The sequence below is a fragment of the Aquabacterium humicola genome (assembly GCF_030167915.1).
Lineage (GTDB): Bacteria > Pseudomonadota > Gammaproteobacteria > Burkholderiales > Burkholderiaceae_C > Pseudaquabacterium > Pseudaquabacterium humicola.
Genome location: NZ_JARGNB010000010.1, coordinates 133210 through 147901, shown reverse-complemented (window position 1 = coordinate 147901; position 14692 = coordinate 133210). Strand labels below are relative to the sequence as shown.

At 74.4% G+C, this 14692-nt stretch carries 6 protein-coding genes; 1 reads left to right on the top strand and 5 read right to left on the bottom strand.

Annotated elements, in window-relative coordinates; translation table 11 throughout:
• Positions 1-28: 28 nt before the first annotated feature.
• From recD to P1K89_RS29950, 4 genes are all read right to left on the bottom strand, one after another.
• The gene (gene recD, locus P1K89_RS29965) at positions 29-2032 is read right to left on the bottom strand and encodes an exodeoxyribonuclease V subunit alpha (RefSeq protein ID WP_284620218.1); all 2004 of its coding nucleotides are present in this window, start codon (positions 2030-2032) and stop codon (positions 29-31) included.
• The gene (gene recB / locus P1K89_RS29960) at positions 2025-5828 is read right to left on the bottom strand and encodes an exodeoxyribonuclease V subunit beta (protein WP_284620217.1); all 3804 of its coding nucleotides are present in this window, start codon (positions 5826-5828) and stop codon (positions 2025-2027) included. Before recB ends, recD begins: the two co-directional genes overlap by 8 nt.
• Positions 5815-9396 (bottom strand): exodeoxyribonuclease V subunit gamma, encoded by a 3582-nt coding sequence (gene recC, locus P1K89_RS29955; RefSeq protein WP_284620216.1) that lies wholly within the window; start codon positions 9394-9396, stop codon positions 5815-5817. The genes recB and recC overlap by 14 nt, the downstream gene beginning before the upstream one ends.
• Before the next feature lie 81 nt (positions 9397-9477).
• Positions 9478-10197, bottom strand: coding sequence for a helix-turn-helix transcriptional regulator (locus P1K89_RS29950; protein WP_284620215.1), 720 nt, complete (start codon positions 10195-10197; stop codon positions 9478-9480).
• Between the two features lie 117 nt (positions 10198-10314).
• Between P1K89_RS29950 and P1K89_RS29945 the strand changes: the two genes are divergently transcribed.
• Positions 10315-13104, top strand: a complete 2790-nt coding sequence (locus tag P1K89_RS29945; protein WP_284620214.1) for a hypothetical protein — start codon at positions 10315-10317, stop codon at positions 13102-13104.
• A gap of 52 nt (positions 13105-13156) precedes the next feature.
• On the opposite strand, the gene P1K89_RS29940 is transcribed toward P1K89_RS29945, so the two are convergent.
• Positions 13157-14689, bottom strand: coding sequence for a hypothetical protein (locus tag P1K89_RS29940; RefSeq protein ID WP_284620213.1), 1533 nt, complete (start codon positions 14687-14689; stop codon positions 13157-13159).
• Positions 14690-14692 lie beyond the last annotated feature (3 nt).

Sequence of the window (14692 nt, the reverse complement as noted above, 5' to 3'; positions counted from 1 at the left end):
CTGCCGCGACGAGCCGGCCGCGGCGCAGTCAGGACGAAGCGCGGTCGAGCAGCGCGCGCAGCCCGCTGTGGCGCCGCGTCAGGCGCTGCACCGCGGCATCGACCAGCGCCGGCTGCGGCGCGGCCAGCGTGAAAGCCTCGCGCGCGCGCGTGATCGCGGTGTACAGCAGCTCGCGCGTCAGCACCGGCGAATCGTCGGCCGGCAGCACCAGCAGCACGTGCGCGAACTCCGAGCCCTGGCTCTTGTGCACCGTCAGCGCGAAGGCCGTCTCCACATCGGGCAGCCGGCCGGCCGACACCGAGCGCAGCACCTCGCCGTCGAGCAGGTACACGCGCAGCGCGGCGCCCTCGCCGGCGCCGCTGCCCGGCGGCCGCAACACGAGGCCGATGTCGCCGTTGAAGATGCCGAGCGCGGCATCGTTGCGCGTGACCATCACCGGCCGGCCTTCGTACCACTCGCCGCGGCGGGTCTTCAACAGCCCGGCCTCCACCAGCGCCTGCTCGATCGCCGCGTTGACGGCCTGCACGCCCTGCGGTCCTTCGCGCACGGCGCAGAGCACGCGGAAGGATACGAAGGTGCGAAGCAGGTTGCGGGCCCAGTCGTCGAACGCGGCCGGATCGTCGGGCCGGTCCGCCAACAGGCGAAAGCAGCGGCCATAGCCGTCGTGGCGGTCGCGCCCGGCGAGGGCCAGGTGCTGCACGCGACGCAGGTCGGGCGCCTCCGCCAGTGTGGCCACCACCCGGCCGGCATCGTCGGCCAGCAGCCGGCGCGCGGCCGCCGCATCGCCGCGGTTCACCGCCTGGGCCAGCGCGCCGATCGCTCCGCCGAAACGGCGGCTGGTGCGCAGCATCGCCGTCTGCTGCGCCAGCGGCGCGCCGGCGCCGCGAAACTCCGGCGGCAACGTCAGCCCGCCGACCGCCGACAGCCACTGCACGCTGGCGTCGTCGTAGCCGCCCGCGTCGGCGCCCTCGCAGAGGTCGCCCAGCACCGCGCCGGTCTCCACCGACTCCAGCTGGTCCTTGTCGCCCAGCAGCACCAGGCGGGCCCGCGGCGGCAGCGCATCGAGCAGCAGCGCCATCATCTCCAGGTTCACCATCGACGCCTCGTCGACGAACAGCAGGTCGACGTCCAGCGGGCGCGCGGCATCGTGCTGCGGGCGGCGCGCGTCCGGCCGCACGCCGAGCAGCGCATGCAGCGTGCGCGCGGGGCCCGGCGCGGCGAGCGGATCGTGGCCGAAGACCTCGCGGTCGATCGCCGTGCGCAGCGTCTGCAGCGCGGCGTCGATCGACTGCCGCAGGCGCGCCGCCGCCTTGCCGGTCGGCGCCGCCAGCGCCACGCGCAGCGGCTGCGGGCCGCGGTGCAGCGCCTGCAGCAGCACCAGCAGGCGGGCCGCGGTGAAGGTCTTGCCGGTGCCCGGGCCGCCGGTGACCAGCAGCAGCCGGCCGCGCAGCGCCAGCACGCAGGCGAGCTTCTGCCAGTCGAACGGCGCATCGGCGGCCGCGGCCTTCGCCGCGCGGCCGCGCGGCGCCGCCGGGGGCGGGAACAGGCGGTCGAGCCACAGCCGGGCGGCGGCGGCATCGACATCGTCGGCCGGCGCCGGCGCGGTGCGCGCGCGCACCTGCGCGGCGACCGCCGATTCGCAGTGCCAGTAGCGCCGCAGGTAGAGCCGGCCGTCGCACCACACCAGCGGCGTGCTGCCCGCGGTGTGCGATGGCGCGATCTCGATCAGCGGACTGGCCGACCAGGCGGTCGCGGCCTCGGCGGTGGGCGGCAGCAGGCCGCGTACTTCATCCGTCATCTCGGGCGGCCAGCCGGACAGGACCGGCAGCTCGTCGAGCAGTTCGTCCAGCTTCACGCAGCTGTGGCGTCGGCCTTCGAAATGGGCGGCCAGCGCGCCGGCCAGCAGCAGGCTCGCCGGCGCCGCCGGGTCCAGCGTGTGCAGCAGCCGCGCGAAGGCCAGGTCAAGCGCGCGCAGGTGGCCGGCTTCGCGCCACGCCCGCAAGCGCTGCAGGAGCAGGGCGTGTTCAGACATCGGCGCCCTCCCCGGCCGGCGCGGCAAGCAGCGCCTGCAAGGCCTGCAGCAGCGCGAGCGGCGGCGACACAAGGTGGCAGCCCGCCGCCGGGCCACCGATGCCGCGCAGGAACAGGTACAGCGCGCCGCCGAGCTGCCGCGCCGGGTCGTAGCGCGCCCCGAGCCGCCGCTGCAGCAGCCGGTGCAGCGCCAGCAGGTACAGCACCGCCTGCACGTCGTAGCGGTGCTGCAGCATCGCGGCCTGCATCGCCGCGTCGGTGTAGTCGGCATCGCGTCCGCCGAGCGCATTGGACTTGTAGTCCAGTACCCAGTAGCGGCCGGCGTGTTCGAACACCAGGTCGGCGAAGCCCATCAGCAGGCCGTGCAGGCGGCGCGGCGTCAGCGCCGGACGCGCCAGGCCGGGCGCGACGTGCTCGCGGCAGAGCCGGTCCAGCTGCTGCGCGTCGAGGCCGTCGCCGGGCAGCCAGAACTCCATCTCTGGCAGCACGCGGCCATCGAGCGCGCGCAGCGCCGCGCCGTCCGGCGGCGCCAGCGGCGGCAGCGGCGTGGCGACCACGCGTTGCAGCCACGCCACCACGTCGTCGGCCCGGTGGCGCCAGCCCTGGCGTTCGCAGCGGCGATGTAGCGCTTGCTGCAGCGCGGGCGAATCGAGCGCGAAGCCTTCGCCGGCCAGCCATTCGAGCTGCGTGTGCAGGAAGTTGCCGGCGAAGGCGCCGCGCGGAAAGCGGTGCCAGGGGCGATCGGCCCGCACGAGGGCCGTTGCCGCCCCATCGCCGGGCACTCCGCCGGATGCTACGCCGGGCGCTCCACCGGGCGGTCCCCCGGCCGCTTCGTCCTCGTCGTCATCGTCGCGCCACGTGCGCGCCTGCAGGTCGTCCAGCACCGCGGTGGCGCCGCGCGCGGCCTGGCGCACCAGCGTCGTGTAGCTGCTGATCGACCAGCTGCGTTCGAAGCGACCGTCGTAGCCGCGCGGCGGCGGCAGTTCGGCCGCCGGCGCGTCGCCCGCCCACGGCGTGCGCGGCACGCGGGTGTCGCTGTCGACGGTCGTGACCACGATGCCCTCGCCGCCCGCGGCCAGCGCCTGCAGCGCGGCCACCGCGTCCTCGGGATTCACCGCCCGGTCGCCGGACAGCAGGTAGCCCAGCGCGCTGCGCGGCCACAGCAGCGTGCTGCTGCCCTTGCGCTCGACCAGCATCGCCGCGCCCACCCACAGCGCATGGCGCGCCCGCGTCAACGCGACGTAGAGCAAGCGCAGGTCCTCCTGCAGCCGTTCGCGCTCCTGCTGACGCTCGTCGTCCTCGTCCGGCGCCAGCTCGAGGCGGCGGGCGCCGGTATCGACGTCGCGCCGCACCACCCAGTCCGGCCTGGCGAACGGGCGGCCGGCGACCGCAGTGGCAAAGGGCAGGAACACCAGCGGGTACTCCAGCCCCTTGGACTTGTGCACGGTGACCACCTGCACCAGGTCGGCATCGCTCTCCAGCCGCAGCACCTGGTCCTCCGCTGGCGTGCGGTCGCCGCGCGCGGCCTCGATCTGGCCGGCGAGCCAGCGCACCAGCGCCGGTTCGCCGTCGACCTGCATGCTGGCCGCCTGCAGCAGCTCGGCCAGGTGCAGCAGGTTGGTCATGCGCCGTTCGCCCTCGTCGTCACCGGAGGCCAGCAGGCGCTGCGGCAGTTCGAACAGGTGCAGCGCGCGGCGCAGCATCGCCAGCACGCCCTGGCCCTGCCACACGGCATGCAGCTCGCGCAGGTGCTCGGCCTGTTCGTCGAACGCCGCGTCGTCGTTCGCCAGCGCCAGCAGCTCGGGCAGCGAGCGCGCGAGCAGCCGCGTCGCGAGTGCCGCGCGCGCCAGCCGCACGTTGCGCGGCGCGGCGACAGCCTGCAGCAGCCGCAGCAGGTCGGCTGCTTCGGCGCGCTGGTAGACGCTGTCCTTGTCCGACAGGTAGACCGACGCCACGCGGCGCCGGCGCAGCGCACGCTGCACGCATTCGGCCTCGACGCCGGTGCGCACCAGCACCGCGATGTCGCCGGGGCGCAGGCGCTCGAACTCCCTATCGGCGCACGCGAAGCCGGCGCCGGCATCGCCGAGCAGCTGCACGATGCGTTCGGCGCACAGCGCCGCGAAGTGGTCGCGGCTGTCGCTCGCGGTGGCCGGCGCCGGGGCGACGACGAACTGCAGCGCGTCGATCGTCGTCCTGGTCGGCCGGCCGCCCCGCTGCAGCACCTCGGCGCGGCCGGCCGCATCGACCGGGATGAACGGCAGCTCGGTCGGCTCGTTCGCCGCGCCGTGCTCGCGAAAGCCGAAGGCGCCGGCGCCGGGTCGCGCCTCGGCCTGCATGAACAGCCGGTTGACCGCGGCCACCAGCGCCCGGGTCGAGCGGCGGTTGGTGTCCAGCACATGGTGGCGCGGCGCGGTCGCGCGGCGCGCCTTCAGGTAGCTGTGGATGTCGGCGCCGCGAAAGCCGTAGATCGACTGCTTCGGGTCGCCGATCAGCAGCAGCACGCGCGAGGGCTCGTTGTCGGCGATGCGGTAGACGCGGTCGAAGATGCTGAGCTGGCGCGGCGACGTGTCCTGGAACTCGTCGATCAGCGCCGCCGGGTACTGCGCGACGATGCGCTCGCGCAGCTGGCGCGCGCGTTCGCCGCGGCGCGGCTCGTCGAGCGCATCGTCCAGGCGCTGCAGCATGTCGGCATAGCCGAAGCGCCCGGCCTGGGCCTTCAGCTGCTGCAGGCGCGCGCGCACGCCGGCGATCGCATGGCCGCGCAACGCGGCCCGGGCGTCGGGCAGCGCGCCGAGGTCGGCCTTCAGCCGCTCGAGGCGATCGAAGCCTTCGGGCAGGTCGTTCAAGCGCGTGCCGGCGATCTCCTCCAGCGCCGGGCGCGTCAGCCGCTCCCAGCCCTTGCCGAGCTCCGGCGGCGCCGTCTCGTCGCTAACGGACCATGTACGCAGCAGGTCGAGCCAGCGCCTGCCGTGCGCCGTGCTCAAGCGACCCGGCGGAATGACCTTGCTGGACCACCGCGGTTCGAGCCAGTCGCGCATCTGGTCGGCGCGCGCCGCCCAGCCGGCCTTCAGCGCGGCGAGTTGCGCACGCCGGCCCGCGGCAGCTGCTTCGCGGCACTGCGCCAGCGTGCCCTCGCCCACCGCCGGGTCCAACGGCAGCTCCAGCAGCGGCCGCACCGCTTCGACCAGCCGGTCCACGGAGGGCCACAGGGCCAGCACGTCGTCGAGCGCCTCTTCGTCCAGCGGGTAGACCTGCTGCCGCCACCAGTCGCGCGCGGCCTCGGCGAGCATCATGGTCTCGTTGGGCTGCAGCTCCTCGTCGAACAGGCAGCCGCTGTCGAAGGCGTGTTCGCGCAGCATGCGCTGGCACCACGCGTCGATGGTGTGCACCGCCGCGTCGTCCATCGCCTCGGCCGCCTGCGCGAGCCGCCACGCGGCCTGCGTGCGGGCTTCGCCGTCGGGATGGTCGGCCAGCAGCCGCGGCAGGAAGCGATCGTCCGGATGCGGGTTCCGTTCGCCGCGGAAGCAGGCGGCGGCCTCGACCAGGCGCGCACGGATGCGGTCGGACAGCTCGCGCGTCGCGGCCTTGGTGAAGGTCATCACCAGGATCTGCCCCGGGTCCAGCGGGCGGCCGAGACCCGCCTCGCCGGCGCCATGGCCGAGCACCAGCCGCAGGTACAGCGCGGCGATGGTCCAGGTCTTGCCCGTGCCGGCGCTCGCCTCGACGAGGCGGCTACCGCGCAAAGGCAGCGTCAGCGGGTCGAGCGCCGCGGGGGCGATCGGCTCAGTCGTCGCCATCGTCGTCCTCGCCGTCGAGTGCATCCGGCAGCACCGTCAGCTGCACGCCATCACCGGCGAGCCAGTCGCGGAACGCGTCGTACAGCCGGTGCGTCGCGGCCTCGAAGCCCGGATCGCCTGCCAGCGATTCGTAGTCGGGGTAGAGGCGCGCCAGGCAGTCCTCGGCGCCTTCGCCGCGAGCGCCGCGGGCGCTCTGGTAGGCGGCCTTCGCTTTCGTCGGATCGTCCAGCCACCGCAAGCCGGTGAGCACCGCGGTCGGCAGCGGTGCGTCGGCCTGCTGCTGGTCGCGCCAGGCCGCCATCAGCCCGAGCAGGGTCGCTCGCGCGCTGTCCGCAGCGTCGGCCAGCCGCAGCTGCAGGCGCACGTCGCTGCCGATCAGCACGATGCGGATCGGCTCGCCGTCCGCCGCAGCGGCCAGCAGCAGCAGCCAGGGCTGCACCAGCTTGTCGGCCCGCGGTTTCGGGGGCGCCTTGGCGGTGGACTTGCCGGCCAGCTTGCCCGCGCGCAGATCGAGCCAGGTGGCGGGTTCGTCATTCGCGGCGGCCGCTCGCAGGCCGTCCAGCCACTGCTCCAGGCGCAGGTTCGGCAGCGTGCGATCCGCGAGGCGCAACGGCCGCTTGTCGACCGGCCGCGGCAGCGCCTGCAGCGCCTCATGCCACTGCACCAGCATCGGCTGCAGCGTGCGCCGCAGGCGCTCGTTCGCCGCGCGGCCAGGTGCGGCCAGCGGCAGCCGACCCTCGCGCGCCAGCCGCGCCACCTGGGCCGCGACCCGCGCATCGAGCGGCGACGCATCGCCGTCGCCGGCGCGACGGGCCTCGTGCAGCACGTCGTCGATCTGCTGCCAGCGTTCGAGCCCGCCGGACTCGAAGGGCTCGTCGTCCTCGGCACTCGCCTCGGGCTCGTCGAACACCACCTGCAGCCGGCGGCGGAAGAAGGCCTTTACCGGGTTGCGCAGGAAGCGCGCAAGCTCGTCGATCGTTAGCACCTGTTCGTCGCCGGCGTCGTTGGCCGACGGTGGTGCCGCCATCGCCCGGTCGGAAGCGGCCGGCGCCGCGTGCGCGGCGCGCCACTCGCTCGCATAGGTGAACAAGCCGCGCCCGCCGTCGGCGTCGAAGTACGCCCGGCTGAAGGGCTGCAGCGGATGTTCGGTGGTGCGCGCGTCGAGCACGCCCGGGCCCCAGCCGGCGACGAGGTAGTCGCGCAGCTGCGCGACCAGCACCGACGGCGGCTGCGGCTGGTTGTCGCGCTGGCTGCGCCCGGCCCAGCTGAGGTACAGCACGCGGCGCGCCGACAGCAGCGCATCGAGCATCAGCTGGCGGTCGTCGTCGCGGCGCGAGCGGTCGCCGGGTCGCGCCAGTCGCGGCAGGCCCATCAGGTCGAAGTCGCTGCGCGGGCTGCGGCGCGGGTAGTCGCCGTCGTTCATGCCGAGCAGGCACACCACCTCGAAGGGGATCGCGCGCAGCGGCAGCAGCGTGCAGAAGGTGACGCCGCCGCTGCGGAAGCGCTGCGACAGGCCGGGCTCGTCGACCGCCTCCAGCCACGCCTCGCGCACCACCGCCAGGCCGACCGGCTCGTCGAAGGCGGCGGCCTCGCAGGCCTGCAGCCAGCCGGCGAGCGCGTCGTCGAGCGCGGCGAGCGTCGCGCGCTCGACGTCGTCGGCCGCCTCGAACAGCCGCGGCAGCAGCGCGCGCAGGCGCTCGCCCCAGTCGGCGGGCGTGCGCGGCGACGCGGCGTCGCGCCACCAGTCCTGCAGCGTCTCGAGCAGCTCGGCCAGCATGCCGACGAGGTCCGCCGACAGCCCCGACACCACGCCGCAGGGCTCGATGCCGGCGAAGCCGCCGCGCTCGGCTGGCAGGTCGCCGGTCGCGTAGCCCAGCAGCATGCGCCGCAGCCCGAAGGCCCAGCTGTTGGTGTCGCCGCAGGCCTCGAGCCCGAGCGCCGCGCGCTGCGCCTCGTCCAGTCCCCAGCGCACGCCGGCGTGCGCGATCCAGCCGGACAGCAAGGGCAGGTCGTCGTCGTGCAGCCGGTGGCGGCGCGCCACCGCCGGCACTTCGAGCAGCCCGAGCAACTCGGTGGCGGTGAAGCGCTGCGACGGCGCGCGCAGCAACGACTCCAGCGTGACCAGCAGCGGGTTGTGGCGGCGCTCGCGCAGGTCGGCGATGCCCCACGGGATGTACCGCGCATCGCCACGTCCGTGCTGGCCGAAGACCGAGCGGATCGCCGGCGCGAAGGCATCGATGTCCGGCACCATCACGACGATCTCGCGCGGCGCGACGGCTAAGCCGCCGGGCGGCCGGGCCAGCAGCTCGAGCAACTGGTCGTGCAGGATCTCGACCTCGCGCTGCGCGCTGTGCGCGAGGTGGAAGACGATGGAGCGGTCGTCGGCCGCCGGCGTCACCGGCGCGAGCTCGGCGTGTTCCGACAGCGGCACGAGATCGCGGATGCGGGCCTGCACCTGCTGCAGCAGCGGGGCCGGCGGTTCATCGCCGGCGCCGGTGCCGCCTTCGTCGAACAGGTCGATGCGCGGCAGCGCGAAGCGTGACCGCGCGGCTTCGGCATCGTCGAAGGCATCGAGCTGGCGCACGAAGTCGCGGCTCTGCCGGCCCCACGCCGCGAGCAGCGGATGGCCCTGCGCGTGCAGCTGCGCCAGTGGCAGCGCCGCCAGGTCGCGGCCGCCGCGCCAGGCATGGCGGTGGCGCGCGGCACGCAGCAGCTCGCGGCCTTCGATCAGGTCGGCCCAGTGGTAGCGGCAAGGATTGGGCACGGCCAGCAGCACCTGGCTGTGGCGGGCCAGCGCGGACAGCGCCTGCAGCATCGGCTGCGGCACGTGCGTGGTGCCGAACAGCACGAGCCGGCGCGGCACGCGCTGCGCGAAGCGGGCGTCGGGGGCTTCGAGCGCGGCGAGGTAGCGCCGGTGCAGCAGCGGCCGCGCGGCCGCGCGGCCGGCGTCGTCGAGGGTGGCGAGCAGCGCGCGCCACAGCGCCGGCTGCCAGGCCTGGTCCTCGGGCACCGGCAGTGCCGGTCCGACCGCCGGGCGCAGCACGTCGTCGCCGCGCGCCCAGTCGTCCAGCCAGTCGCTGCGGTAGACCTGGTACTGGTCGAAGAGGTCCGCCAGCCGCGTCGCCAGCTGCAGCCGGCGCGCGGCGTCGGCGCCCGCGTCGTGACCGAGGAAGGCCGCCACCGGCGCGAAGACCGGCTCGTGCTGCAGCTGCGGCAGCAGGCTCATCAGGCGCCAGACCAGCGGCTGCTTGTCCAGCGGCGACTGCGGCGGCACCGCGTCGCGCCCCAGCACCGCCCGGTAGCTGCGCCACAGGAAGCGCGCCGGCAGCTCGACGCGCGAGGCCGCGCAGATGCCGTGCGCGCCGGCCAGCGTCATCTTGAGCCACTCGGCCATGCCGTTGCTCTGCACGAGCAGCGTCTCTTCCTCGAGCGGCGCCAGCGGATGCCGGCCGAGCCAGCCGGTCACCGCGGCCGCGAGATCCTCCAGCCGGTTGCCGTGCAGCACCAGCAGGCCCGTCTGCAGCGGTTCGTCATCGGCCCCAGCGGCCGGCACCATCGTCTCTGTCACCGGCATAGCATGACAGAAACGCCGGCGCGCCCGCCCGCGCTGCCACCCACCCGGCGGCAGCGCTGGCGAGGGCGCGCGGCCTCAGCCGAGCTGCTTCAGCGCCGGGCTGCGCAGCACGCTGGCCATCGGCGGCAGCTCGGCCACCAGGCGCAGCAGGTCTTCCATGCGCCGCACGCCGAGCTTCGCGCGCAGCGAAGCCACCTGCGTGCGCAGGGTCGAGATCTTCACGCCGCGCTCGCGGGCGACACCGCCGACGCCGCGCCCGTTGAGCAGCCCGACCAGCACGCCGCGCTCGGCATGCGTCAGCGCATGCAGCTTGCCGAGCATTTCGACGGCCAGCTCCGGCGCCGGCTGCCGCCGCCCCAGCAGCACCAGCGCCCAGGCCTGCGAGCCGGCACCCAGCGGCATCACCGACACCATCAGCGTCTGTTCGCGGTCGCGCAGCGGCACCAGCTGGCGGCGATGGGCGTGGATCGCCGCGCGCAGCGCCGCGTGCCACTGCGCCAGCGCGGCGCTGCCGGGCAGCGACACCTGCCCGTTCGGATCCAGTGCCAGCAGGCCGCCGCGGGCCAGCTCACGGCGCGCGCAGTCGTTCGCCAGCGAGACGTGGCCGGTTTCGTCGCAGACGATGATCCCGGTGTCGAGCTCCTCCAGCAGGTCGGCGATCAGGCCGCCGTCGAGCCGCGCCGGCCGGTTCGTGGCGCGCACCGGCGCCGCATCGACCAGGGCCGCCAGCCCGGCCGCGAAATGCAGTCCTCCGCCCGACCGGTCCACGGACGTGTCGGCATGCAGTGCAGTCATCGTGATCTCTCCTTCAAGTTGTGCATGCACTGTCTGCCGATCCCGGGCCATAGTCCTTGGCGCGGCGCTAAGCCGCTCTAAATGTTGCTAAGGCAGCCAGCTTCAGGAGGGATGCGGATGGCCACGGCCTCGAAGCCCTGGGGGAACGTCGCGGCCCCGCCGCCGCGCCACGCTTTCCACGTCGAATGGGTGATCGATCCGTTCACCGGTGAACCGGCAATCGGCATGGTCCGCCACCCTCCGGTGCGCTACCGGCCGACACCGGCGCAGCGCGCAGCCCTGAGGCCACGCTCGAACGCGCTGTGGCAGGACATCGGCCGGCGCTACCTGCGCGAGTTGGCCGCCGCGTTGGATCTGAAGGCGGGCGACGCCGGCTGGCTGCACCCGGACGTCTGGAAGGCCCTCCAGGCCCGCACCCCGCACCGGCGGCCGCCGGGTTTCGGCTGGCTGGACATCCTGTGGACGCGACCGGTCTCGACCCGGCGCACGACGCTGCCTGCCAACGCCAGCCCGCTGGCTTCCTTCTGGGTCGACATGCCGGCGCAGCACCCGCGCTCCGGCGTGCTGGTGCTGCTGGCCGGCAGTGCCTGCCAGCCTCATAGGCTGCAGCTCGGAAGCGACATCGGCCTGCGCATCGCGATCGACGTGCGCGCGGACGAACTGCTGATCCGCGGCGTGACGCTGTCGGGCCTGAGCGGGCCGCGTGCGGTGCAGGCGATCCCGGCGTGGGCGCAGTCGGAGGACGCCTTGTTCGCGCAGGTGGAAGCGATGCGCCAGCCGATCGAGCGCGCGCTGGACTGCGGACAGGCGCGCATCAACAACCTCGAGCTGACCCGCGAGGGCCCCGCGTCCGGCCGCCTGCGCGCGACCGGACATGCGCTGCGCTGGCGCCAGACCGGAGCCCCGCCCGGCGCCGGCCCGAACCGCGCAGCGGTGCACGACTTCTGCGTCGACCTCGAAGCCCATCCGGCCGCGCCGGGCTGGCGCGTCGTGCAGGTCGGCCGCAATGACTTCATCGGCAGCGCGGCCCGGGCGACCTGGTTCGAGCAGCCCGTCTTCGTGGCCGACCCGGCCTCGCTCGGACCGGCCCGTTCGCTGCGCGACCGCCGGCCCACCCGGTCCGAGGCGGCCCTGGACCAGCATCGCCGCCGGGTCCGCTTCGATCTTCAGCAGGGCGCCGCGCTGCAGTTCATCGATGGCGATCCCGTGTTCGAGACGCGGGGTGCCCGGCCGCGTCCCGGCGGCGCGCCGACGGTGGACGTCAACCCGCGCGGCGTGGTCAGGATCGCACGCCAGGGTCCGCCCGATCCGGGCCAGGGGCCGGTGCTGATGTCGGACACCGCCGGCTCCGTCGAGACGCATGCGCGCGCGTCGGAGCTGTTCGCCCGCCTGATGGCCTACGGGATGGCACCCGGGTTCTACTTCCGCTTCGCGCGGCTGCCGCTGGTGCAGCGCGCGCGACCGGCGATGCGCTGGGCGCCCCAGGGCGAGTTGCCGAACGCCGAGGTCCGCCCCTTCGTCGGCGACGCCACCGCCGACGCCGGCAAGGCAGGGCCGAAGGACCGCATCCAGCTGCTGGTGAAGTACGGCTCGGCGGACCCGCTGCACCGGCGCCGCCTGCCCTCGCCGGCCGACAAGCGCCGCAGCAGCGCGCAGTTCCTCAGCGTGGCCAGCGATCCGCGCTGGGCCTGGCACGAGTTCGGCCACGTGCTGAACTTCGCCAGCACCGGCGAACTGGAGTTTCCCTTTGCGCACAGTGCCGGCGATGCATTGGCGGCCATCGCGGGCGACCCGTTGTCGCTGCTCGCGGCCGACGACCCCGAGGCGCCCGTGCGTTTCGCGACCTTCCCGTGGATCCAGGTCCCCGGCCGCAACCACGGCCGCTCCGCTGCCGGCGGCTACTGCTGGTGCGGCCGGCGCAACCGCCTGCGGCTGGCCTTCGACGGGCCGCTGGAGCGTTATCGCCATGGCTACTACCAGGAGCAACTGCTGTCCTCGTCGCTGTTCCGGCTCTACCGTTGCCTGGGCGGCGATACGCGCCAGGCGCACGGTGGCGATGACCTGGCCGATGCGCTGATGCGGCTGGAGGCGTCCGACTACTGCATCTACCTGGTGATGCGCGCAATCTCGATGCTGGGTCCGGACAGCATCGCGCCGGCGCGCAGCGCGGACCAGTTCGTCAGCGCGTTGATCGACGCCGACGCCAGCACCGGCGACTGGCAGGTCGAGGCCGCGTGGCCCTTCGACCTCGACCAGCTGATCGCGTCCGGCCGGTTCTCCCGCTCGGCCGGAGCGGCCGGCGACCGCTCGATGCGCCGGCGCGGCGGACGCGTGCACAAGGTGATCCGCTGGGCCTTCGAGCGGCAGGGGTTGTACGCGACCGACGATCCGCGCGAGATCGCCGACCGGCCGGGCGACCCGCCGCCGGTCGACGTGTACATCGCCGATCGACGGCAGGCCGGCCCGGACGCTCACGAAGGCGGTTATTCACCGGTGCCGCTTCGCGTCGACGCGGACGCCGACGACGGCGCGGCCCTCGCCATGCACTGGCTGGCCGATCCCGCGGCCTGCGAACGGGACAGTCGGCACCTGAAGGTCCGGATCGCCAACCGCGGCCACGAGAGCGCCGAAGGCATCACCGTGCGTGCCTGGTGGTGCGCGCGCGGTCCGGCATTCGCATGGCGTGCGCTGCCGCTGTCCGGCGCGTCGGTCGAAACGCTCGCGGGCCGGGCCGCCGCGTGGGCCAGCCTGCAGCTCGACGAGGCGCTGGCGCCGGAGGGCTGGCTGTTGATCGCTGCCGATGCGCCGGCCGATCCGGCGAACCTGGATGCCGAACCACCGACCGAGCCGGCGGCGCTGCTCGAACTGGTGGCCCACGACAACAACCTGGCGCTCTTCCGGCTGTAGCCGCCGACCCGCCGGCGCGCTCGCCGCGCCGGGGCGGGTCGGGGCCACAGGCTCAGGCCTTCGCCGGGGCCTTGCGGGCTGCCCCGTTGCGCGGTACGCCACCGGCGGCGAGGGGCGCGACCGGCGCATTCACCGCTGTCGTCGGCGCACCTTCGAACACCGGCCACTCGGCCCGGGCATGATGCAGCACCTTGCGCAGGCTAGGCAGCACGATGGGGTTCGCGCTGTCGTCGTTGATGCAGGCATCCCACACCAGTGCCGCCAGCACCCGGCCGGCCGCGCTGTCGCTGCGGTAGTGCAGGCCCAGCCGCTCGCGGCCGCGCGCGATGCGCCAGGCCAGCCACAGCAGCGGCGAGCGCTGGTCGTCGCCATACCCCTTGGCGGCCGGCGTGGCGCCGGCCTTTGCGCCGGCATGGCGCGGCGCGCTGTCGAGGAAGTCACCCAGGCAGGGCCGACGCCCCTTGCCGGCGTCCGGCTCGAAGATCCCGAACCGGTCGGCGATGCCGTCCACCGACAGCAGGAACAGCGTGGTCAGGTGCATCACCGTCGAGTGCCCGCTCGGGAAGGCCGGGTGCTGCGGCGGACCCCAGGGCGGCAGCAGGCCGGGGCACAGGAAGGACGGCCGCACGCGCCGGTAGCTGGCCTTGTATTGCATCTTCACCAGGTTGCCGATGGCCGACGCGCAGTTCATCAGCTCCATCGTCCATGGCCGGGCCGCCGGATCGAAGCCCATCAGGTGCACGAAGTACGGCGTGGCCTGTCCCGACTGCACGCGGGCCTCCTCGAGGTAGCGTGCGCGGTCGTCGCACATCAGGTCGACGAGTTCGTTCAGCTCGGTGGCCACCACGCCCGGATCGTTCGTCCAGTCGAGCAGGTGCGGCTGGCCCGCGAAGCGCGCGTGCAGCGGGCTGCCGCCGGCGAGGCCGAGGTCCGGCCGCGGCGCCAGCCACTGCGGGTGCTGCGCGGCGAACTCGCGCGCCGCCATCACCGCCGGGGCGGCCAGGTTGAGGTCCTGCAGCCACTCGGTCAGCCGCGGATCGAAGGGCAGTGCCCAGAATCGCAGCCCGGGATCCCAGTCGCCCGGCTGCCACTCGAGGCGCGTCGCCAGGTCCTGCTGGCGCAGCCGCAGCTCGGTCGGAAACGGCGGCCACCCGTCCCCATGCGCGAAGTCGAGGATCCAGGGCAGCGGCCCGAGCGCCGCCGGTGTCGCGTACTCGAAGCGCGCGACCGGGCCGTAGCCGCCGAGGAAGCCCGTTCCGCTGGCGCCGCCGGCACCGGTGCCGTTGCCGGCGAGCACGACGCCCGGCGCCATCGGCGCCACCGCGCCGCCGCCCGGCATCGCCGCGTAGTTCGGGCTGCCCTGGGCAGCGTAGTTGGGCGCAGCATAGGCGGCGTAGTTCGGCGCCGACGTGGCCGCGTAGTTCGGCGCCGAGTACGCCGCGTAGTTCGGCCCGCCGTACGCCGCGTAGTTGGGCGCACCGTAGGCGGCGTAGTTCGGGCCGGCATAGGCGGTGTAGTTCGGCGACGAGTACGCCGAGTAGTTGGGCCCGCCGATGAACGACAGGTTGTCCGCGTTCCAGACCATGGC